The sequence below is a fragment of the Streptomyces argenteolus genome (assembly GCF_042902585.1).
Taxonomy (GTDB): domain Bacteria; phylum Actinomycetota; class Actinomycetes; order Streptomycetales; family Streptomycetaceae; genus Streptomyces; species Streptomyces argenteolus.
Map to the genome: position 1 here is coordinate 275,339 of NZ_JBIBEG010000004.1, position 19,858 is coordinate 295,196.

At 69.8% G+C, this 19,858-nt stretch carries 14 protein-coding genes; 5 read left to right on the forward strand and 9 right to left on the reverse strand.

Going from position 1 to position 19,858, the window contains the following annotated elements:
* Positions 1-10: 10 nt before the first annotated feature.
* From ACFY8O_RS17250 to ACFY8O_RS17265, 4 genes are all read right to left on the reverse strand, one after another.
* Complete coding sequence (locus tag ACFY8O_RS17250; RefSeq protein WP_387903062.1) at positions 11-1,018, reverse strand: alpha/beta fold hydrolase; 1,008 nt, start codon at positions 1,016-1,018, stop codon at positions 11-13.
* 273 nt (positions 1,019-1,291) lie between these two features.
* Positions 1,292-2,008, reverse strand: coding sequence for a DUF4230 domain-containing protein (locus tag ACFY8O_RS17255; protein WP_387903065.1), 717 nt, complete (start codon positions 2,006-2,008; stop codon positions 1,292-1,294).
* Positions 2,009-2,102: 94 nt separating this feature from the next.
* A complete protein-coding gene (locus ACFY8O_RS17260; protein WP_387903068.1) occupies positions 2,103-2,618 on the reverse strand; it encodes a DinB family protein in 516 nt (171 codons plus the stop codon).
* Between the two features lie 157 nt (positions 2,619-2,775).
* Positions 2,776-5,727 (reverse strand): glycoside hydrolase family 48 protein, encoded by a 2,952-nt coding sequence (locus tag ACFY8O_RS17265; RefSeq protein ID WP_145807411.1) that lies wholly within the window; start codon positions 5,725-5,727, stop codon positions 2,776-2,778.
* 1,263 nt (positions 5,728-6,990) lie between these two features.
* On the opposite strand from ACFY8O_RS17265, the gene ACFY8O_RS17270 reads away from it, so the two are divergent.
* Entirely contained in the window at positions 6,991-8,724 is a 1,734-nt protein-coding gene (locus ACFY8O_RS17270) for a glycoside hydrolase family 6 protein (RefSeq protein ID WP_387903714.1), read from the forward strand.
* Here the strand turns inward: ACFY8O_RS17270 and ACFY8O_RS17275 are convergent.
* Positions 8,721-9,509, reverse strand: a complete 789-nt coding sequence (locus ACFY8O_RS17275; RefSeq protein ID WP_387903070.1) for a VanZ family protein — start codon at positions 9,507-9,509, stop codon at positions 8,721-8,723. The two genes, ACFY8O_RS17270 and ACFY8O_RS17275, sit on opposite strands and share 4 nt — an antisense overlap.
* Positions 9,510-9,571: 62 nt before the next feature.
* On the opposite strand from ACFY8O_RS17275, the gene ACFY8O_RS17280 reads away from it, so the two are divergent.
* A complete protein-coding gene (locus ACFY8O_RS17280) occupies positions 9,572-10,072 on the forward strand; it encodes a tetratricopeptide repeat protein (RefSeq protein WP_387903073.1) in 501 nt (166 codons plus the stop codon).
* Positions 10,073-10,308: 236 nt separating this feature from the next.
* On the opposite strand, the gene rpmG is transcribed toward ACFY8O_RS17280, so the two are convergent.
* On the reverse strand, positions 10,309-10,473 hold the full coding sequence (rpmG, locus tag ACFY8O_RS17285) for a 50S ribosomal protein L33 (RefSeq protein ID WP_145807417.1): 165 nt from the start codon (positions 10,471-10,473) through the stop codon (positions 10,309-10,311).
* Positions 10,474-11,008: 535 nt separating this feature from the next.
* Between rpmG and ACFY8O_RS17290 the strand changes: the two genes are divergently transcribed.
* Positions 11,009-12,439 carry a PP2C family protein-serine/threonine phosphatase gene (locus tag ACFY8O_RS17290; RefSeq protein WP_387903076.1) on the forward strand — a complete coding sequence of 477 codons (1,431 nt, stop codon included), beginning with the start codon at positions 11,009-11,011 and terminating at the stop codon, positions 12,437-12,439.
* Positions 12,440-12,604: 165 nt separating this feature from the next.
* Here the strand turns inward: ACFY8O_RS17290 and ACFY8O_RS17295 are convergent, their stop codons facing one another.
* Positions 12,605-14,095, reverse strand: coding sequence for a DNA-binding protein NsdB (locus ACFY8O_RS17295; RefSeq protein ID WP_387903079.1), 1,491 nt, complete (start codon positions 14,093-14,095; stop codon positions 12,605-12,607).
* Positions 14,096-14,326: 231 nt separating this feature from the next.
* Between ACFY8O_RS17295 and ACFY8O_RS17300 the strand changes: the two genes are divergently transcribed.
* Complete coding sequence (locus ACFY8O_RS17300; RefSeq protein ID WP_387903081.1) at positions 14,327-15,463, forward strand: aminoglycoside phosphotransferase family protein; 1,137 nt, start codon at positions 14,327-14,329, stop codon at positions 15,461-15,463.
* Between the two features lie 107 nt (positions 15,464-15,570).
* On the opposite strand, the gene ACFY8O_RS17305 is transcribed toward ACFY8O_RS17300, so the two are convergent.
* On the reverse strand, positions 15,571-16,902 hold the full coding sequence (locus ACFY8O_RS17305) for an N-acetylmuramoyl-L-alanine amidase (protein WP_387903084.1): 1,332 nt from the start codon (positions 16,900-16,902) through the stop codon (positions 15,571-15,573).
* A gap of 238 nt (positions 16,903-17,140) precedes the next feature.
* Between ACFY8O_RS17305 and ACFY8O_RS17310 the strand changes: the two genes are divergently transcribed.
* Positions 17,141-19,405 carry a terpene synthase family protein gene (locus tag ACFY8O_RS17310; protein ID WP_387903087.1) on the forward strand — a complete coding sequence of 755 codons (2,265 nt, stop codon included), beginning with the start codon at positions 17,141-17,143 and terminating at the stop codon, positions 19,403-19,405.
* Here ACFY8O_RS17310 and ACFY8O_RS17315 read toward each other — a convergent pair.
* The gene (locus tag ACFY8O_RS17315; RefSeq protein WP_145807429.1) at positions 19,344-19,844 is read right to left on the reverse strand and encodes a hypothetical protein; all 501 of its coding nucleotides are present in this window, start codon (positions 19,842-19,844) and stop codon (positions 19,344-19,346) included. The genes ACFY8O_RS17310 and ACFY8O_RS17315 overlap by 62 nt on opposite strands.
* Between the last annotated feature and the right edge of the window lie 14 nt (positions 19,845-19,858).

The following is a 19,858-nucleotide window of genomic DNA, read 5'->3' on the forward strand; positions in this document are numbered from 1 at the left end:
CACGCGGCCGTCACGGGCGCGCGGTGTGCAGCCACTTCGTCAGCAGGTCGTTGACCTCGGCCGCTCGTTCCTGCTGGATCCAGTGGCCGCAGCCCTCCAGGATGTGCGAGGAGACGAGACCCGGAAGCGTCGTGGAGTGAGCGGCGATCACGTCGGCCATCCACGTGGTCGAGGAGTCGAGCGCACCGCCGATGAAGAGCGCGGGGCTGGTGAGGCGCGCTCCGTCCCACGCCGCGAGATCCTCCCAGTCGCGGTCCACGTTGCGGTACCGGTTGAGCGCTCCGGTCAGGCCTGTCCGCTCGAACTCGGCGCCGTAGACGTCCAGATCCGCCTCGGTGAGCCAGCCGGGGAGGGCGCCCCGGGTGAAGCGGTCACGCATCTGAGCGCCCTCGGGCACGAAGAAGGGACTGTCCGTGCCGGGCGGAGGCGTCGTGCCCCCGGAGAGGGAGGTGTAGAAACCGGCGAGCCACCCGCGGACATCGGGGTCGATCTCCGCCTCGGCGCGCCCCGGCCGCTGGAAGTAGCTGACGTAGAACTCCTCGCTCCCGCCGATGCGGGCGAAGGCGTCGGTGGGACGCATCGGGTTCCAGGGGGCGTAGGGGACGCTGAGCAGGCCCACCGCCGTGAACATGTCCGGCCGCAGCAGCGCGCAGTTGGCGGCGATGGACGAACCCCAGTCGTGGCCGACGACCGCCGCGGTCTCCTCACCCAGCGCGTGCACGACGCCGACGCTGTCACCCACCAGGGCCGTCATGCGGTACGCCTCCACGGGGCCGGGGACGAAGGAACGCCCGTAGCCGCGTACGTCGACGGCCACGGCGCGATAGCCCGCGGCGGCGAGGGCGGGAAGCTGGTGGCGCCAGGAGTAGGAGGTCTCGGGGAAACCGTGGATCAGCAGGACGAGGGGTCCCGTGCCCTGTTCGAGCAGATGGATCCGGCCACCGGGGACGTCCACCGTGCGGTGCACCGCCCCGGGAACGGTCGTCGAGGGCTCGCTGGCGAGGGCAGGCTGCGGCATGGTGTCTCCTCGGATCGCCGGGGTCTGTACCTGCCCTCATCCTTCGACGCCACCGACGCCCGGACAAGCGAACTTGCTGTTACGGCAAACCGGTCCCGGCCTTCAGCCGGTCAGCCGAGGACGAGGTGCACGCGCACCGAGACCTCGCCCGGCCGCCTCGTTCCCGCTGCGCTCGCGTCCGTCCCACGGGCGCCCCCTCCCCCGCCGGCGGGCGGGTGAGAGGGCTGTGGTCCCGGCACTCGCTTCCCGGAGGAGGGGTTCCTGCGGCCGGGGTCAGGCGGTGGGCGAATCGGCGTACGTGACGGTGACCTTCTCGAATCCGAGCGAGCCGAGCAGGCCCTGGAGCATGGAGGTGGTGTTCTTCTCCGCCCGCTTCGTGAGCCCGCTCTCCTCGGCCGCCTCACCGATGTGCTTGGCCGCCAGCTTGTTGACGGCCTGCTCGCTGCCGGGGTTGTCCGAGAAGAAGTCGCCGAGCCGGTCCAGGAGTCCACGCTGCTTGGACACCGCGTAGGAACGGTCGGGGTCCAGGGCGGGCTTGCCCAGCACCGCGTGCGGCAGCCGCAGTTCGGCCGTGGTGCGGTCCTCGTTGACCCGCACCCCGTTCGCCCCCACCTTGCCGAGGTCCACGGAGGCACCGACCGTTCCCGCGCCGACGTACAGGGTGCGGGTGCCCCGGATGGCGTCGGGCAGGAACTTGGCGTCCTTCTCAAGGTCGACGACGACCTGGAAGTTGCCGGAGGCCGCCTCGTACGCGCTCATGTCCTGGATGGACTTGAGAACGGCGGGGCCGGAGCGGTCGGTGGTCCTCTCACCGAAGAGGTCACCGAATCCCGGCAGCAGACTGAGCTTGCTGCCGAGGAGCAGCAGGACGAGCGCCGCGGCGCACACGCCCGCGAACGGCAGGCACCCTCGGGTCCGGGAGCGGCGGCGCGGTGCGCCGCCGTGGCCGGGGTCGCCTGTTCTGTCTGTCCTTACGTCAGTGGACGTCATACCTTCCGTGTGACCCCGCCGGGCGATTTCAGTCCGCCGTGTTCCCGGACTACGCCAGATCCTGTACGGGCACGTTCGCCCTGTGGGACAGCCCTCAGGCCCCCGTCGCTCCGTCCAGCCGTTCCCTGAGCAGGTCCGCGTGGCCGATGTGCCGCGCGTACTCGGCGATCATGTGGACGTGCACCAGCCGCAGGGAGAAGACCTTGTCCTGGTGCGTGAAGGTGTCGTCGAGCGAGGCGTCCGCGACCACCTCGTCCGCGAGCCGGATCTCCTCGACCAGCCTCGCGTAGTCGTCGGCGGCGCGCTCCGGGACCAGGTCCTCGAAGTCGGCGTCCTTTCCCTTGTCCGGGTCGTACATCGAAGGCATCACATGGCCCGCGAACCGCTCGCGGAACCAGGTGCGTTCGACCTTCGCCATGTGCCGTATCAGGCCGAGCAGGGTAAGATTGGACGGTTCGACCGTCTCCTGCGCCAGTTGCTCGCCGGTCAGGCCCGAGCACTTCTGCAGGAGCGTGCTGCGGTAGAAGGCCAGGAACGCGGTCAGGGTCTCGCGCTCACCTGCGGCGAGAGGGCCGAGGGCGCGGGTGGCTTCGGGAGCTGTCCATGTCATCGTGTGATCATGCCTGCCGGACACCGGCCGGCGCGACGCCTTTTGCCCATCCGTACGCTTCGATGCCGGGCGTCCACGCGGGCGAGCGGGGTTCCGGCCGCCGGCTGACGGCCGGCGGCCGGAACCCCAGGTGGAGCGGTCACTCAGTCGGGATCACTCACTCCAGGAGATCCGCGTACGCGCCCAGCGCCAGCGCGATGTCCGCCTGTGCCCAGAACCGGTGGTAGGTGAAGACCGGGGCGGCTCCGCCGTCCAGGTAGGCCTGCACCTTCGGCCAGTTCGGGTCGTCCTTGTAGAACGACCGGATGGAGAGGAACGTCGAGTCGTTGTCGACGGTGTCTCCGTTGGGCATCGCGCCCGTCCAGCCATTGGGGACGTAGACCGGGTCGTCGAACCGGTTGTAGTCGGCGCGCGTCTCCGGCACCGCCACACCGGCGTCGTCCTGGTAGTGGCTCCACATGCCGTCGAGCAGACCCTGGGCGACGGTCTTCGCCTCCGTGTCACCGGACTTGGCCGCGTAGTAGGTCAGCGTCCTGGCATAGGCGCCGGCCACCCCGACGTCGTTGGTGTAGTCGGCGACCGTCACGTGGAGACCGGCGTTGGCACCGGGACTCGACGCGTTCCAGGTGTCGGGAGCCCCGGACCACTTGAGGGTGGACGGCATGAGATAGGTGCCGTCCGGGTTGATGGTCGTCTCGGACAGGGCCCAGTCGACCCACTTGTCGAGTACGGCCTTGGCCTGGGCGTCACCCGACTCGTGGTAGTACTCGGCGACGCGCTCCATCGACCACGCCTGGAAACCGAACCACTGGTTGGACGGCGGGTCGTGGTAGACGGGCTTCTCGTCGTAGTACATCCCGTAGAAGGTCGGCGTCCCGGCCGGCGGCTGGGCGTAGCTGCCCTTCCAGCTGTTGGTCGCTCCTCCCGCGATGGCTCCCTCGTCGGACTGGAGCCACTGGTAGAAGTCCATCTGCCGGTCCAGGCTCTTCGCCCAGTCCTGCTGACCGGTGGCCGACTTCGGCTTCAGGTCCGCGACCGAGCTCAGCGCGTACGCCGCCATGGGGTTCTGGTAACCGCCGTGGGCGTGGCTGGAACCGATGCGCCAGGACCAGCCAGCCGAGGTGTCGGTGGCTCCGCCCCAGGCGTAGTACCAGGACATCAGGTAGTGCGCGCTGTCCTTGCCGCTGCCGGCGGGGCAGGTGGTCGGGCCGACGCAGTTGCCGACCTTCTTGAAGTACTTGTCGAACATGGAGTAGCGGAGATAGTCACCCATCTTCGCGGCCTTGCCGACGGTGGCCGAGACCTCGCTCGACTTGCCCTGCTCCTTGGCCCAGACGTCGGCCCAGTACGCGGCCTGCACGGCACGGGCGTCCGCGTCCGGGGCGTTGGTGAACTTCCACTGCTTGGCGTAGGAGGCGTCCCCGGTGAACAGGTCCAGGTAGCCGTTGTCCCCACCGTAGGTGAAGTTGTCGCAGGTCGGGTGGGTGACGGTCTCCCAGACCGACTCCTGCGGCCCGCGCTGGAAGGTGTTGATGTACGACGGTCCGGTCTCGGAGGGGCCGGCCGAGCACTTGCCGGGCGTGTTGCCGTATCCATAGACGTTGTCGACGTCCTGGATCCAGTGCATCCCGTAGATGTCATCGGTGCCGTACGCGCTCTTCAGCTCGCCCGCGATCGGGTCCGAGCCGGAGGACGCCGACCCGTCGAGGACCGCCGGGTACTCGTTCGGGGTGTCGTGCTCGGGCGCGTACGTCGCGGGCTTCGACGCGTTGTAGAAGGAGTTCGTGGGCTGGTCGGCGTGGGTGGGGATCATGTACTTCTCCATGGTGGCCCACGCACCGTTGAACTTCGTCCAGTCCCCGGTGATCTTCCCGTACATCGCCTGGAGCCAGATCAGATAGCTGTACGCCTCCGACGTGGTCTCGTGGCCCTGGTCGGGTGCCTCGACGATCAGTGTCTCGACGGAGTGGTAGGGGATGCCCTCCGAGGAGAAGTAGCCGTTCGCCGGGTCGGTGATCTTCCCGTACAGGTCGAGGAAACGGGCGTCGTAGTCCTTCGCCGCCGCCAGCTGGGTGACGGTGACCTCGGACTTGCTGTGACCCGGTGCCGTGACGGTGAAGGTGGCCGCTCCTGTGCCCGACGCGTCGGCCGACACGGTCACCTTCTGGGGCGTGGACCAGTTCGACGGGGAGAACGTGAGGCTCGCGCCGCCGGTGACACTCAGCCCGGCATTGCCCGCCGTCCGCGCCACCGTGGCGGTGACCGACGAGGTCGGCGCCGTGGACAGCGACACGTTGAACGTCCCCGACTTGCCCTGTTGGACGCCCAGTTGGGACGGGGTGGTGACGACTGCGGGGCCCGCGACGACGGTGATGCCCGCGGGGGTCGACTCGGCCGAGGCCCCCAGGCTGTCGTACGCCCGTGCGTACACCGAGTGGGCGCCCGCGGAGAGACCCGAGGCGCTGTAGGTGTAGGGGGACGTGGTGTCGGTGCCGAGCAGCGTGGTGTTGTCGTAGAACTCGACCTTGCTGATCCCCGCCCCGTCCGCGGCAGCGGCGGTGGCCGCCATCGGCACGGGGTCACCGGCGGAGAAGACGGCGCCCGCCGCCGGGCTGGTGAGGACGGTGATGGGCGGCTGGTGGGCCCCTGTGCACGCGGTGCCGTTGACGGCGAAGGTGGCCGGTGCGGTGTTGGTGCCGCTGTAGGAGAACTGCGCGCCCGTCGTGACCGCGGCCCCTGCGGCCACCGAACCGTTCCAGGCCGCGTTCTTGACCGTGACGGTCTTGCCCGACTGGGACCAGGTTCCGTTCCAGCCGTTGGTGAGCTTCTGGTTGCCCGCGTAGTCGTACGTCAGGGTCCAGCCGTTGAGGGCGGCCGTACTCCTGTTGGTGAGGGTGAGTTCGGCGCTGAAGCCCGAACCCCAGTCATTGGTCTTGTAGTCGACGCTGCATTGGACGGCGGCAGCCTGGGCCGGCGTACCGGCTGCGGCGGTCATACCCAGGGGGAGGGCGAGTGCGGCCACGAATGCTGTCAACAACCGTCGGTTTCCGGCTCCGGTTCTACCCGGTCTTCTCGGTAACCACGTTCTTCGTGCGCGTCCCGATGGCATGCGCGGTACCTCCTCGCGGCTCGGCGACATGGGGGGCGTGCGGGGTTGAGCACAAGCCTTGAACCAGTGGGAGCGCTCCCAGCATGGGGAGGAGGAAAAAGAGAGTCAAGACGCTTGAAGAGTCGAATTAATTCGATAGCAAGAGATGAGAACGGGTGTGTTGACCGACACCACTTGACGCTCTAACGTCAAGCCACACCAGTGGGAGCGGTTCCATCAGTCGACGTGCCGTAGGGGGCACGCCCGATCTGTAAGGAGTCGCTCATGCGACACCCCCCGCACTTATCGCACCTGTTCACGCCGCTCCTCGGAGCGGTGCTCGCCACGGCCGGCGGCTCTGCCGCCCGCAAGGCCGCTGCTTCCGGATCCGCCTTCGTACGCACGCTGTGCGGTGGTGCCCGGAAAACCGCCCTCCCGGCGGACGCGAGGCCGTACAGGACATCTGCGAACGGCGCGGGGCACGCGGCAGGCCTCCTGGCCTCCGGTGCGGAATCGGACTCCGCACCAGGTGCGTCCAGGGACCACGGCACACTCCGGACCACGGATCCGACCGGCACCACTGCTCCGGCGGATCCCTCCGCTCGTGCCCTCGGGCGGCGCGCACCCGCCGCCCTGGGCACCGAGCTCGCCGGCGCCGCCCCTCAACGGGCGCCCGCCGGCGGGAACGCCGAAACCGCTCTCATCCCCTTGACCGAGGAGTACCGGCTGGGCCTGACCACCATGGATCCGCAGCACGCGGACGAGAACGACGCCAGCGCCGTGAAGAACCCGTACCGACGGGGCGAGGAGCACGGCACCACTTCCCCTGTCCGGATCCTCCCGGATCCAGGGCACTCACACCGGCGCCGACTACTCCGATGCGCACACCGGCCGCACCTGTCCGGGCATCGGTCACGAGGCCGCGGGCATCCAGCATCCCCCGCCGCCGCGTGGCACGTCCGCACCTGACCCATCCGTGCGAACGAGGACCGCTGGAAACTCCACGCTCGCACCGGTCGACGCCGAAGTCCCCCTCGCCGCAGGCGAGATCGGCGGGAGCACCTGCCGTCACGGCTTGACCAGCCGCGTCATGCAGTGGTTCGACGACCGCAGACACCGCTCCACCGGACGGGCCCGCACGACCTGGGACCGGAACGACGGCCCGTCCTTGATCAGCGACTACGACGGAATCCCCACCCGTACGGAATCGGGCTGCGCAGTCCCCTGCGCGCCCTCTACAGCTGAGGAAACGGAATTCGCATGAGCCGCACGAGCCGTACCACCATGCGCCGATCCAGAATGGCGCTCATAGCGGCGGGAGCACTTGTCGCCGCAGCCGCGGGATCCGCCGCCGCGGCAGCCCCCTTCGGTGTCTCCGCCGCTGCCGCGGCGGCCGGCTGCACCGTCGACTACAAGATCCAGAATCAGTGGAACGGCGGGCTCACGGCCGCGGTGAGCGTCACGAACACGGGTGACGCCGTGTCGAGTTGGCAGCTGGAATGGTCGTTCGGCGGCAGCGAGACGATCAGCCAGGGCTGGAACGCGACCGTCACGCAGAGCGGCAAGGCGGTCACCGCGAAGAGCCTCTCGTACAACGGGGCTCTCGCCACCGGCGCATCCGCGTCCTTCGGCTTCAACGCGTCGGGCAACGGCAACAGCACCGTGCCGGCGACCTTCAAGCTGAACGGCGTCACCTGCAACGGGGGGACGACGGGCCCGACCGACCCGACCGACCCCACGGACCCGCCCACCGACCCGCCCGCGGGCAGCCGGGTCAACAACCCGTACGAGGGCGCCAAGGTCTACGTCAACCCGGAGTGGTCGGCGAAGGCCGCGGCCGAGCCGGGGGGCAGCCGCGTCGCCAACCAGCCGACGGGTGTATGGCTCGACCGCATCGCCGCCATCGAGGGCGTCAACGGCGGCATGGGTCTGCGCGACCACCTCGACGAGGCGCTGACCCAGAAGGGCTCCGGCGAGCTCGTCGTTCAGCTCGTCATCTACAACCTGCCCGGCCGCGACTGTTCGGCTCTCGCCTCCAACGGCGAGCTCGGCCCCACCGAGATCGGCCGCTACAAGACGGAGTACATCGACCCGATCGCCGCGATCCTGGCCGATTCGAAGTACGCCGGCCTGCGCATCGTCACGACCGTCGAGATCGACTCGCTGCCCAACCTGGTCACCAACACCGGCAGCCGCCCGACCGCGACCCCGGCCTGTGACGTCATGAAGGCCAACGGCAACTACGAGAAGGGCGTCGGCTACGCGCTGAACAAGCTCGGCGACGCGGGCAACGTCTACAACTACATCGACGCCGGCCACCACGGCTGGATCGGCTGGGACGACAACTTCGGCCCCTCCGCCGACATCTTCAAGGTCGCGGCCACGTCCGAGGGCGCGACGGTCAACGACGTACACGGCTTCATCGTCAACACGGCCAACTACGGTGCCACGAAGGAAACCAACTTCACCATCGACGACTCCGTCAACGGGACGTCGGTGCGTCAGTCGAAGTGGGTCGACTGGAACCGCTACACGGACGAGCAGTCGTTCGCCCAGGCCTTCCGCACCAAGCTGGTCTCGGTCGGCTTCAACTCCGACATCGGCATGCTGATCGACACCTCGCGCAACGGCTGGGGCGGTGCGAACCGTCCGACCGGACCCGGCGCCAAGACCACGGTCGACACCTACGTGGACGGCGGCCGTTACGACCGCCGCATCCACCTCGGGAACTGGTGCAACCAGGCGGGAGCCGGCCTCGGCGAACGACCGAAGGCGGCCCCCGCGGCCGGGATCGACGCGTACGTCTGGATGAAGCCCCCGGGGGAGTCGGACGGCTCCAGCAAGGAGATCCCGAACAACGAGGGCAAGGGATTCGACCGGATGTGCGACCCGACCTACACGGGCAACGCCCGTAACGGCAACAACCTGTCCGGGGCGCTGCCCGACGCCCCGGTCTCCGGCCAGTGGTTCTCCGCGCAGTTCCAGGAGCTCATGAAGAACGCCTACCCGGCGCTCTAGGCTCCTCGCCGGCGGGCCCCGGGTGCTGTCCCACCCGGGCCCTGCCGGCGTCCGCGCCACTTGTCGAGGAGAGCGCGTCCGCGAGCGATCGGCGCGGACGCGCTGCGGCGTGCCCCGGAGTCCGCCGTCGCTCCGGTGCGGGGCGCGGTCTTCCCTCCGGACCCGATTCGGGGCAGCCTGGCCTTCACGCCGGACCTGCTCCCCGCGGCGGGCCTGGTCCCGGCGTCCGTGCGCCCGGCCTCTGCGGCGCGGCCGGCCTTGACCGCCCTGCGGCGGGCGGGCTCATCCTCGGCCGGTACGTCCGCGAGCGCGTGGTACCGATGGCTGATGCGCCGGCCCAGCAGCAGGTACCCGAGCAGCGCACCCGCCGTATTGAGGATCACGTCGTCGATGTCGAAGGCCCGTCCCGCGACGAGGGCGCCCTGGACGAGTTCGACGACCGCGATCACCAGGACGGTCAGCACCGTCATCCGGAGCATCCGCAGCCGGCGCGGCACCAGGATCGGGAGCAGGACGCCGAACGGCACGCCGAGCAGCAGGTTGCCGCCCGCCTGCTTGCAGGCGGCGAGGAAGGTGTAGTCCTCCGCGTACTGCCGCAGGGACCTCCCCGGCCGCAGATTGGATGTCACGATGTCCTCCGACGCCGGTGACGGGGTCAGCGTCACCTTCGCCAGCACCACGGAGAACGCCACCAGTGCCAGGAATGCCGTGGCGAGTACCATCCCCCGCAACAGAAGACGTCCCACACCTCTGCCTCGTGCACTACGATTCGCCTCTGCTGTCATGGCGGAACGGATGCCCCGTACCACGGCGCACACACCCTCGCTCCGGGTGCGACCATGTCCGCATGAGCGCACAGAACAAGGACGAACTCCTGAGCGAGGCCGTGCGGCTTCGTGAACAGGGCCATCCCGAGCAGGCCAGGGAACGGCTTCTCGCTCTCACCGCCGCGTTCCCGGACTCCGTGGACGTCGCCTACCAGACGGCCTGGGTCCACGACGTCCTCGGCCTGGAGGCGGAGGCGGTGCCGTACTACGAGCGCTGTCTGCAGGGCGAGGGCCTCCCGGAGGAGGACCGCCGTGGCGCGCTGGTGGGACTCGGCAGCACCTATCGCGTCCTCGGCAGGTTCGGGCAGTCCGTCGAGATCCTGCGCCGCGGCGTGGCGGAGTTCCCGGACGACGGCGCCCTGCGGACCTTTCTGGCCATGGCCCTCTTCAACACCGGCGAACACCACGAAGCCATGCAGCTCCTGCTGCGCCTGGTCGCGACGACGAGCGAGAGCCCGCGGGTCCAGCGGTACCGGCCCGCGATCGAGCATTACGCCGAAGATCTCACCCGGACCATGTGAGACGGGCGGTTCGCATCACGCCAAGGGGAAGCCCCGGCCGGATCGGGGGAATCCAGCCGGGGCGGTCTGTGTGCGGGGGTGAAGGGGGATCATTCCGGAGACCTCCGGCCCGTCGCCCCGCGTATAGGTGAACGATAAACCACCATGCCGTGTTCCCGGGAACCGGCACCCCGCCGCGTGATCCACGCCACGAGCGGCGCAGGTCGAGGGGTGCCGCCGGGCGGTGCGACCCGCGGTCAGCGGGTCTCGCGGAAGGTGACGTGACGCCCCGCGGCGGGGTCGAACTTCCGCAGTTCCAGCCGGTCGGGGTCGTTGCGCCGGTTCTTGCGCGTCACGTAGGTGTGGCCGGTTCCGGCGGTCGACCGGAGCAGCACGACAGGCCTGATCTCGTTGCGTGCCATGAGGCCTCCAGACAAGGTTTCCGACCCCGCCCCCAGAGTGGGAATGGGTGTCGTTTTCGGTTCTGCTCCCACCAACGCAGGGGACCTCGCCGTCATTCCCGGCCCCGCAGCCCGCCCCCGGCTCCTGGCTCCGGATCCCGTACGGCCGGGTGCGCACCCCTCCCCGAACGCGCACTCGACGGCTGCGCGAACGACTACCGGGCCGCCATCGGCCGGCACCGTGGTCCACGCCGGTGGCGCGGCGCCCGGCAGCACCCCCACGACCGCGCATACGCCCTGATCCCGACGGGTGCGAGCCGCGTGAGCCCTCGTGCGCGGGCGTACACGGAACCGCTCGCGCCGTTCGACTTGCGTCAACTACCCGCCACCAGCAAGGGTGTTCGGAGGACCTGCGCCCCACTCAGCCGATGGCATATGCCGGAAGCAAGAACGTGTCGAGTGTTGCCAAACCCCTTACGGGCCCCCGTCGCCTGTGCAACAGTCGTGTTCGGTCCACCCCCACGAACCGGCCGCACCGCCTGTATCGGAGTACCAGATGCCGTCCCATCTGTCTGCGGACCGCTCCGCCCCACAACCGCCCGAGCGGGATGCCGTCGATGCCCTGATCAACCGGACTCGGCTGCTTCGCGGCGATGTGGACGCGGTGCGGCGCGACACCGCGGTGATCGACGACGACGATCCCCAGTTGCGCTGGCAGCGAGCCCTCTGTGAGCTCGCCGTGCATCAGCTGGACGATCTCGGCGCGCACCTGGGGCAGCTGCGGGACGGAATGCCCGGCGGCACCTCGGCGGACGGCTCCACGGCTGCGCCTCAGGCACCGGTCGGCCCACCGACGGGATCGCTCCTCACCAGGGTGGGCAGCGCCGAATGGAATCTGCTCACCGACGAGGTCAGCTGGTCGGACGAGCTCTACCAGATCTTCGGCAGGGACCCCGGCAAGGGAGCGCTGTCGCTGGACGAGCTGCCGTCCGTGCTGCTTCCGGACGACCAGCCACTCCTGACGGCGATGGTGACGGACTGCCTGGTCGACGGCCGGCCGATAGACGGCGAGTTCCGCATCCTGCTGCCGGACGGCGAGCTGCGGACCCTGCACATGACGGGTGAGCCGGTCCTGGACGCCGAGGGCTGCACCGCCTCCATGTGGGCGGTGCTGCGCGACGTCAGCAAGCTGCGGCGCAGTCAGCACATCGTGGGCAGGACGCGGGACACACTGCGACGCCAGGAGCACCGCGACCGCACGGAGCACCGGATGGCGGTGGAGCTCCAGAAGGCCGTACTGCCCTCCTGGCGCGGCGCGCCACCGGTCCCGGGCCGATCCGCGGGCCGCCTGGACATCGCAGCCCATTACTTTCCGTCGGGGTCGAGTGACCTGATCGGGGGCGACTGGTACGACGCCCTGCCGCTCCCGGACGGAAAGACCCTGCTGACCGTCGGCGACCTCACGGGTCACGGCATCCCTGCCACGTCGGCCATGGCGATGCTGCTCGGTGCGCTGAGGGGCATGGCGGTCGCCGGGGTCGAGCCCGGCGCCGTGATGGGCCATCTGAACCAGCTGATCGAATGCTCGGCGCAGCCCGCCCTGGGAAGCGCCGTGTGCTGCCGCTTCGATCCGGCGACCGGCACCCTCTCCTGGGCACAAGCCGGACACCCCGCACCGCTGCTCTTCCGCAACGGGGCGGGGCGTCCTCTGCCCGCGCCGGACGGGGTGCTGTTGGGCGCCGCCTCCGGGGTCGCCTACGAGCAGGACGAGGTGGAGCTGCTCCCCGGCGACGTCCTCGTCCTGCACACCGACGGGCTGACACGGCGGAGCGAGCGGAGTGCCGGCCCGGAGACGCTCCTGGGACTGGCACCCCGGTTCGCCCGGGCCCGTACGGCGCACGACTGTGTACGGGCGGTCGTCGAGGAGACGGCAACGACCGAGCGACTCGACGACGGGTGTGTGCTGGTGGCCCGTGTCAGGGCATGAGGGATCGACTGGCGAGGCGGTACCCGTGAAGGCCGCCACCTGGAACGGCAGGGGTGCCCGGCCGGCGCGGGTGCGGGTGCGCGCCGTCCTCGACAGGGACGCCTGTGCTCGGAGCGTCTGGCGCTCCCCGGCCGGATCGCCTGGATCAGGATCCCGGTGCAGTGGTCAGATCTGCGAACCTCTGGCCTTCTTGTTCGTCCCCTGCGGGGGCATGACGAGCTCGATCTCCTCGCGAAGGTCCTCGATCTTGGCGTAGCCCGCGAACTGCCCTGTCAGCCGGTACATCTCCCGCAGTCGGTCCCAGGTGCGGTGCGAGGACGTCTCCCCCATCGACACGAGGGCGAGCCGCGCGTAGCGGTCGGCCTGCTCGGGATCGTCGGCGATGAAGCAGGCCGACGCGAGCGAGATGTAGTCGAAGATCTTGGAGCGCTGGCGACCGTTTATCCGGAGGTTGAGGGCCTGCTTGGCATGGCGCTGGGCCGTGGTGGCCGCCGCCGGGTCGTGCTCGGCGAGCGTACGGAAGGCCAGAGCCTGCATCCCGTGCATGTCCGCCTCGTCGAACATCTGCATCCAGCTCGGCGACGGCACGTCCCCCTTGTCGGAGACGAAGAGTTCCTCGGCCTCGCCCAGGGTGCGCCGCATGGCCTGTCCCCGTCCCATCGACGCCTGTGCCCAGGCCTCGATGGTGTGCAGCATGGCCCGGGTGCGCGGGAGGGTCTCCTCCCCCGAACCGGACTTGGCGAGCTTCATGAGGTCCAGGGCGTCGTCCGGCCGGCCGAGGTGCACCATCTGCCGGGCGGCGCGCGAGAGCGCCTCCCCCGCGCGGGGGCGGTCACCGCCCTCGCGCGCCGCGTGGGCGGCGATGACGAAGTACTTCTGGGCGGTGGGTTCGAGGCCGACGTCGTGGGACATCCAGCCGGCGAGGACCGCCAGGTTGGCCGCGACGCCCCACAACCGGCGCTGCAGATGCTCGGGATGACGGTAGGCGAGCATGCCGCCCACCTCGTTGAGCTGGCCTACGACGGCCTTGCGCTGGAGTCCGCCGCCTCTGGAGGCGTCCCATGCCCGGAACACCTCGACCGAGCGCTCCAGAGCCTCGATCTCCTCGGATCCGATGGGGGCCGCCTCGTAGAGGTCGAAGGCCGCGTTGTCGGCGTGCAGGGAGGTGCTGAGGGTCCGGGACGCCGGAGAGGGGTCGGAGTGCAGCCAGTCGTGCATGGCGCCGGTGAGTGCTGAGCCAGCGGCGAGCGCGGCGCCCGCGCCCACCAAGCCGCGTCGGTTGAGCATGAGGTCCATTCCCGTGAATTCGGTGAGGACCGCTGCCGTCCGCTCGGGCGCCCACGGCAGTCCGTCGGGATTGTCCTGCGTCCCGGCTTTCCGCCGTTTCCCCACACGCCCGCGTCGGCCGAACCCGAGGTCCTCGATGGTCACGACACGGCCGAGTCGCTCGGTGAACAGAGCTGCCAGCACTTCGGGCACCGGATCACGGGGGGACTCCCCCATGTCGATCCAGCGCCGGACGCGCGAGGTGTCGGTCGCCAGCTGGAGGTGGCCCATGGCCGCCGCCTGTCTGTTGACCATTCTCGCGAGTTCGCCTTTTGACCATCCGGTGAGGCCGAACAGGTCGGACAGGCGGGTGTTGGGTTCTCCGGTCACGTCAAGCCCCCAGGTTCTCGGCTGACTTGACCCTAGCCCCCCGGCGGATGCCGGGCGAATATTCGCCAGGCTTCGCCAGGGGTCGCCAGATGTTCCACTACCCGCGCGGCGGTGTCAGGTAGGAAAGCGCCACCCCGCCCGGCAGCCCTAGGTGCTCCCCAGGGTGCCGAACGGCCGCCGGCCGGGGCGGCGCACGCAACTTGTCGGCGCACGAAGGGATCTGTCTCGCCCATGTACACAGCATCGTCCTCCGTGTCCGCCCCGCCCCGGCCGCTTCGTCCCATGGGGGCGGGCGGCGGGCCGTATCTCGACCCCCGCGCCGGCGCACCGGCGGCCGGCACGGGTCGGACCCGGCGGGCGGCGGGGCCGGGCACCCAACCGCTCAGCGGTCGCCTCGACCTGTCGGGCACCCAGGGCGCGCAGCTGCGGATGGCCATCGCCTCGGTGCACCGCATCTGCCCCGAATTCAATCCCGTGCAGGTGCTGCGCCGCAGCGGGCGCTCGGTGCTCATCGTGGGCACCACGGGACGCGCGACCGCGGTGGCCAAGTGTTTACTCGATCACTCCCCCGCGTGGACGGAGCGGTTCCGGCACGAAATAGCGGCATACCGTGCCTTCGTCAGGCACCGCCCGCCGGTCCGGGTCCCGCGGCTCATCGCCGCCGACCCGGAGAACTGCACACTGGTGATCGAGCGGATGCCGGGCCGTGTGGCGGCCCTGACGAGGCATCCGGCGGAGGCGCCGCCCCGGGCCGATCTGCGAGCCGTCCTCGGAGCGGTGAGCCGGGTCAACGCCTGGCGCCCGCCGGCCGGTCTCTTCGACGCCCCGCTGGACTACGCCTCACGCATCGCCCGCTATCACGAGTTGGGTCTCTTCACCGACCGCGACCTCGGCGACCTGCAGAAGCTGCTGCACGGACTGGCCCACGCGGGCGGCCGTCAGGGCATGGGGCAGTTCTGCCACGGCGACGCGCTGCTCTCCAACATCCTGCTGCCGCCGACCGGGCCGGTGCTGGTCGACTGGGAGCACGCCGGCTGGTATCTGCCGGGGTACGACCTGGCGACCCTGTGGGCCGTGCTCGGTGACGCACCGGCTTCACGGCGCCAGATCAGTCAGCTGGCACAGGCACCCGGCGCCGCGGCGCGTGACGCGTTCCTGGTCAACCTCATGATCGTGCTGACCCGCGAGATCCGTACGTACGAGACGGCCGTCCAGCGGGCCATGCGCGAAGGGGCTCCGGTAGGGGCCGGCCACGCGCGGCAGGGTGCGCTGTCCTCCGGTGAGGAACAGCGGCTGCTGCTCCGCAGGCTGCACGACGACTGCGCGATGGCGCGGCGGGCCGTACGGGCCGCAGTGGGCACGCGCTGACCGCGCGGCCCCGGCCGGCCCGACCGACGGGGGACGAGGAAGCGCGCTGCGGGACCGGTGCCGACACACAGGTCCCGCAGCGCGCCGGGCGCGGCCTCAGCAGCCGCTCATGAGCCCGCCTTCACGACGTCGACGTCGGAGGCCTTCACGAAGCCGATCCGGTGGCCGATCTGAACCGTCACGTACTTCTGCGCACCACGGAAGTACGTGTGGTCGTAGGGCTTGGACGCGTCGATCGTCGGTGCGTAGTAATAGCCGGTGGGTGCCTCCCCGCCACCGGGGAAGCTCTGTCCCGCCTTGATGGTGTAGACGAGCGGGCTGCCCGCCGTGGGCTTGACGAAGTCCGTGGGGTATTCCGACTTCTCCGGGTAGGCCACTCCGTACACGGGCACGTCCGTCCTGCCGTCCTTCGGGCGGACGACGAGGCCTCTGGTCGGGGTGACGACCCTGGTTCCGTCCGGCGTGCGGAGCCAGGCCTTCGCCCCGTACCACCAGATCGCCGTCCAGCCCGGCACCCTGTCCGCGACCACGGCCTGCTGGGTGGCGCTGATCTTGCTCCCCCAGTCCGCGGCGCAGTTCGTGCCCGGCGCACCGTCCGGGTGCAGTCCCGGATCGGAGAAGAGCGGCGCGTCGTCGGACGGCTCGGTGTGCAGCGGCACCGCGCTGCTCCCCTGCCGTGGCAGATCGACGCCCTTCTCGCAGTCCCGGAACTCCTGCTGGTTCTTGCCGAAGTCGGCGCTGACGGTTACGAGTTCACTTCGCGCGGGGGCGCTCGGCACGGTCGGCTTCCCGAGCAGGGCCATGAAGCGGTTCCAGTCCCAGTAGGGGCCCGGGTCCCAGTGCATGTTCCGTGTTCCCGCCGCGCTGGTGGGCGGCACGCCGTCGTGCCCGAGGATGTGCTGCCGGTCGAGCGGGATGTCGTACTTCGCCGCCAGATGCCGCACGAGCCGGGCGGTCGAGCGGTACATCTCGGGCGTGTACCACGTGGCGCCCTCGGCCGCGACGCCTTCCTGCTCGATGCCGATGGAGTGGGTGTTGAGGTACCAGTTGCCCGCCTGCCAGGCGACGTCCTTGTTCTTCACCATCTGGGTGACGTGTCCGTCGGACGAACGCACCACGTAGTGGGCGGACGCCTGCTTGAGCGGGTTCTGGAAGATCTTCAAGGTGGTGTCGTAGTCGACCTCGGTGTCGTGCAGCACGATGAACTTGATCGCGTTGCTGTCGGGCCGCTCCGCCGTGTCGTAGTTGCCGTACGTCTCCTTGTCCGCCGGATCGCCGGTCTGCGCGTAGGCGGCGGGAACCCAGTCGCACTTCAGGGTGCGGGGGCACTCCGGCCGTACGGTGTCGGCGCCGGCAGCGGCCGGTGACAGGAGCGCCACGCTCAGCGCCCCCGCCGCGGTCAGTGCGAGCGCAAGCCCGGTTCTCTGCTTCGACGTCATGACAACCCTTCTGGAGCCGGGGTGGGCGGAGCTGTCGTGCAGTGCTCCCCGAGTTCGGTCTGTCGGCGGACACTCTGTTGCGGGAGGTGGCGGTGCGTCAAGAGTGCAGTGTGCAACTAGACCTGAGCTTGTGTGACTATTTCGCGCGGTGCGTGCCCCGGATGGCGGAAGGGTAGTGCTGGCGCCGACAGAGCGGTCCAAGTGGACCGCGCAGAGTTCTCGGAGAGGCCCGACGCACATGGCACAGCCCTTCTCACTGCCCGACTTCTACGTGCCGTACCCGGCACGTCTCAACCCCCATCTGGACACGGCCCGGAGTCACACCCGGGAGTGGGCACGCGGGATGGGGATGCTGGAGGGGTCCGGGATCTGGGAAGAGAAGGACCTCGAGTCCCATGACTACGCCCTGCTCTGCGCGTACACCCACCCCGACTGCGGCGCGGAGGCCCTTTCCCTGGTCACCGACTGGTACGTGTGGGTCTTCTTCTTCGACGACCACTTCCTGGAGCTGTTCAAACGCACTCCGGACCGCGAGGGCGCAAAGCGGTACCTGGACCGGTTGCCGGCCTTCATGCCGATGGAGCGCGGCGCGGCGACGCCCGAGCCGTCCAACCCCGTGGAGGCGGGACTGGCGGACCTGTGGGCGAGGACCGTGCCGGCGATGTCGGACGCCTGGCGGGCCCGGTTCGCGGAGGCGACGGAGAATCTGCTCAACGAGTCCCTGTGGGAACTCGCGAACATCAACGAGGGGCGCATCGCCAACCCCGTCGAGTACATCGAGATGCGCCGCAAGGTGGGCGGGGCGCCCTGGTCGGCCGGGCTGGTGGAGTACGCCGCGAGAGCGGAGGTACCCGCCGCGGTGGCGGACTCACGTCCCCTGAGGGTGCTGCGGGACGCGTTCTCGGACGGTGTGCATCTGCGCAACGACCTGTTCTCGTACCAGCGCGAGGTCGAGGACGAAGGCGAGAACAGCAACGGTGTGCTGGTCCTGGAGAAGTTCCTGGGCTGCTCGACCCAGGAGGCCGCCGAGGCGGTCAACGATCTGCTGACGTCGCGGCTCCAGCAGTTCGAGAACACCGCTCTGACCGAACTCGGGCCTCTCTGCGCGGAGACGGGACTCACCCCCGACGAGGCCGCCGCGGTACTCGCCTACGTCAAGGGGCTCCAGGACTGGCAGTCGGGCGGGCACGAGTGGCACATGCGCTCCAGCCGGTACATGAACGGCGGCGGCGCGGGTGAGAGCGTGGCCGGTTTCGGCATGGCCGCCGCGTCCCTCCGCTTCACCCCGCGCGCCGAGTCCCTCCGGCTGCGCAGCCACAGCCATGTGCCGTACCAGCACGTCGGTCCGTCGTTGCTGCCCGACTTCGAGATGCCGTTCAGCACGGCGCTGAGTCCGCATCTGGACGGGGCTCGCGTCCGGATCGTGGAATGGGCGCGCAGGATGGGTCTGCTGCAGGCGCAGCCGGGTGTTCCCGGCTCGCACATCTGGGACGAGGAGCGGCTCGTCGCGACGGACCTGCCGCTCTGCGCCGCGGGCATCCACCCCGACGCGACCCCGGACGAGCTCGATCTCTCCTCGGGGTGGCTGACCTGGGGGACGTACGGCGACGACTGGTTCCCGGTGGTGCACGGCCGCAGCCGTGACCTGTCCGGGGCGCGGCTCGCCAACGAGCGGCTTTCGCTCTTCATGCCGCTGGACGGTTCGTCCACGCCCGATCCGGTCAACGCACTGGAGCGAGGGCTCGCGGACCTCTGGCGGCGGACGGCGGGACCGATGGACCAGGGGGCGCGCCGCGCCTTCCGTGACTCGGTGGAGTCCATGACGGCGAGCTGGCTGTGGGAGCTGGCGAATCAGGCGCAGAACCGGATTCCCGACCCGGTGGACTACATGGAGATGCGCCGGGCGACGTTCGGTTCGGATCTCACGATGAGCCTGTGCCGACTCGGTCACGGGAAGAAGGTGCCGGAGGCCGTCTACCGGAGCGGTCCGATGCGTTCCCTGGAGAACGCGGCCGCGGACTACGCGGCGCTGCTCAACGACCTCTTCTCGTACCAGAAGGAGATCGAGTACGAGGGCGAGGTGCACAACGGCGTCCTGGTCGTGCAGAACTTCTTCGGCACGGACTATCCGACGGGCGTCGCCATCATCCACGATCTGATGACGTCGCGGATGCGCCAGTTCCGGCATGTCGCCGAGCGGGAACTTCCCGTCCTGTACGACGACTTCGCGCTGGGCGCGGAAGCCCGGGAGGTCCTGGCCGGGTACGTGGTGGAGCTCCAGCACTGGATGGCGGGCATCCTGATCTGGCACCGGGGCTGTCGGCGCTACCGCGAGCAGGACCTGCGACGGGGCACCGGCACCCCGTGGCACATCAGTGGCCCCACGGGGTTCGGGACGTCGGCGGCCCGGGTGACCCGGCTGCTGTTGCCGCAGGGACGTTTCACCCCTGCTGGAACAGCTCCGCGGGAAGGGGCTTCAGCAGGGCGTACAGATCATCGGTGATCGGCCGGTCCCAGCTGGCGATGGTGACGAGCACGCCGTCGCTCCGGTCGAACTGCACGCAGGAGATGCGGCTCTCGGAGAGCTTGACACGCCGCACGATCAGGAGGCTGTCGCCCTGCATGACGGGGACGTCCTCGGTGCCGGTCACCTCGACCGGCTCGTCGTTCTCGAGCGCGAGGAGGAGCTGGGCGACCTCGAAGGGTGCCTGGCCCTCCTCGGTCTCGCGGGCCGGTGATCCCTCGGGCAGATTGCCGATGATCATCGCCGGTCCCCGACCGCCGAACAGGTCGTACCGCAGGAAGACGCCCTGGCAGCTCCCGTCGGGAGCGGGGAGCAGACCGGCGCCGAGGTTGCCGGGCCAGTCCCCCGGGTCCATGGCCAGGACGTCGAAGTCCGGGCCCGCGGGTGTGGCGGCGCTACGGCGGCGGAGGAAGGACATGGGGCCATGGTACG

Bases quoted from the DNA above. Each gene is read 5' to 3' on its own strand.
- ACFY8O_RS17260 (WP_387903068.1), bottom strand. From the start codon at position 2,618: ATGACATGGACAGCTCCCGAAGCCACCCGCGCCCTCGGCCCTCTCGCC.
- ACFY8O_RS17290 (WP_387903076.1), top strand. From the start codon at position 11,009: ATGCCGTCCCATCTGTCTGCGGACCGCTCCGCCCCACAACCGCCCGAG.
- ACFY8O_RS17270 (WP_387903714.1), top strand. From the start codon at position 6,991: ATGCGCCGATCCAGAATGGCGCTCATAGCGGCGGGAGCACTTGTCGCC.
- ACFY8O_RS17275 (WP_387903070.1), bottom strand. From the start codon at position 9,509: ATGACAGCAGAGGCGAATCGTAGTGCACGAGGCAGAGGTGTGGGACGT.
- ACFY8O_RS17310 (WP_387903087.1), top strand. From the start codon at position 17,141: ATGGCACAGCCCTTCTCACTGCCCGACTTCTACGTGCCGTACCCGGCA.
- ACFY8O_RS17280 (WP_387903073.1), top strand. From the start codon at position 9,572: ATGAGCGCACAGAACAAGGACGAACTCCTGAGCGAGGCCGTGCGGCTT.
- ACFY8O_RS17300 (WP_387903081.1), top strand. From the start codon at position 14,327: ATGTACACAGCATCGTCCTCCGTGTCCGCCCCGCCCCGGCCGCTTCGT.
- ACFY8O_RS17265 (WP_145807411.1), bottom strand. From the start codon at position 5,727: ATGCCATCGGGACGCGCACGAAGAACGTGGTTACCGAGAAGACCGGGT.
- ACFY8O_RS17305 (WP_387903084.1), bottom strand. From the start codon at position 16,902: ATGACGTCGAAGCAGAGAACCGGGCTTGCGCTCGCACTGACCGCGGCG.
- ACFY8O_RS17255 (WP_387903065.1), bottom strand. From the start codon at position 2,008: ATGACGTCCACTGACGTAAGGACAGACAGAACAGGCGACCCCGGCCAC.
- ACFY8O_RS17250 (WP_387903062.1), bottom strand. From the start codon at position 1,018: ATGCCGCAGCCTGCCCTCGCCAGCGAGCCCTCGACGACCGTTCCCGGG.
- ACFY8O_RS17315 (WP_145807429.1), bottom strand. From the start codon at position 19,844: ATGTCCTTCCTCCGCCGCCGTAGCGCCGCCACACCCGCGGGCCCGGAC.
- rpmG (WP_145807417.1), bottom strand. From the start codon at position 10,473: ATGGCACGCAACGAGATCAGGCCTGTCGTGCTGCTCCGGTCGACCGCC.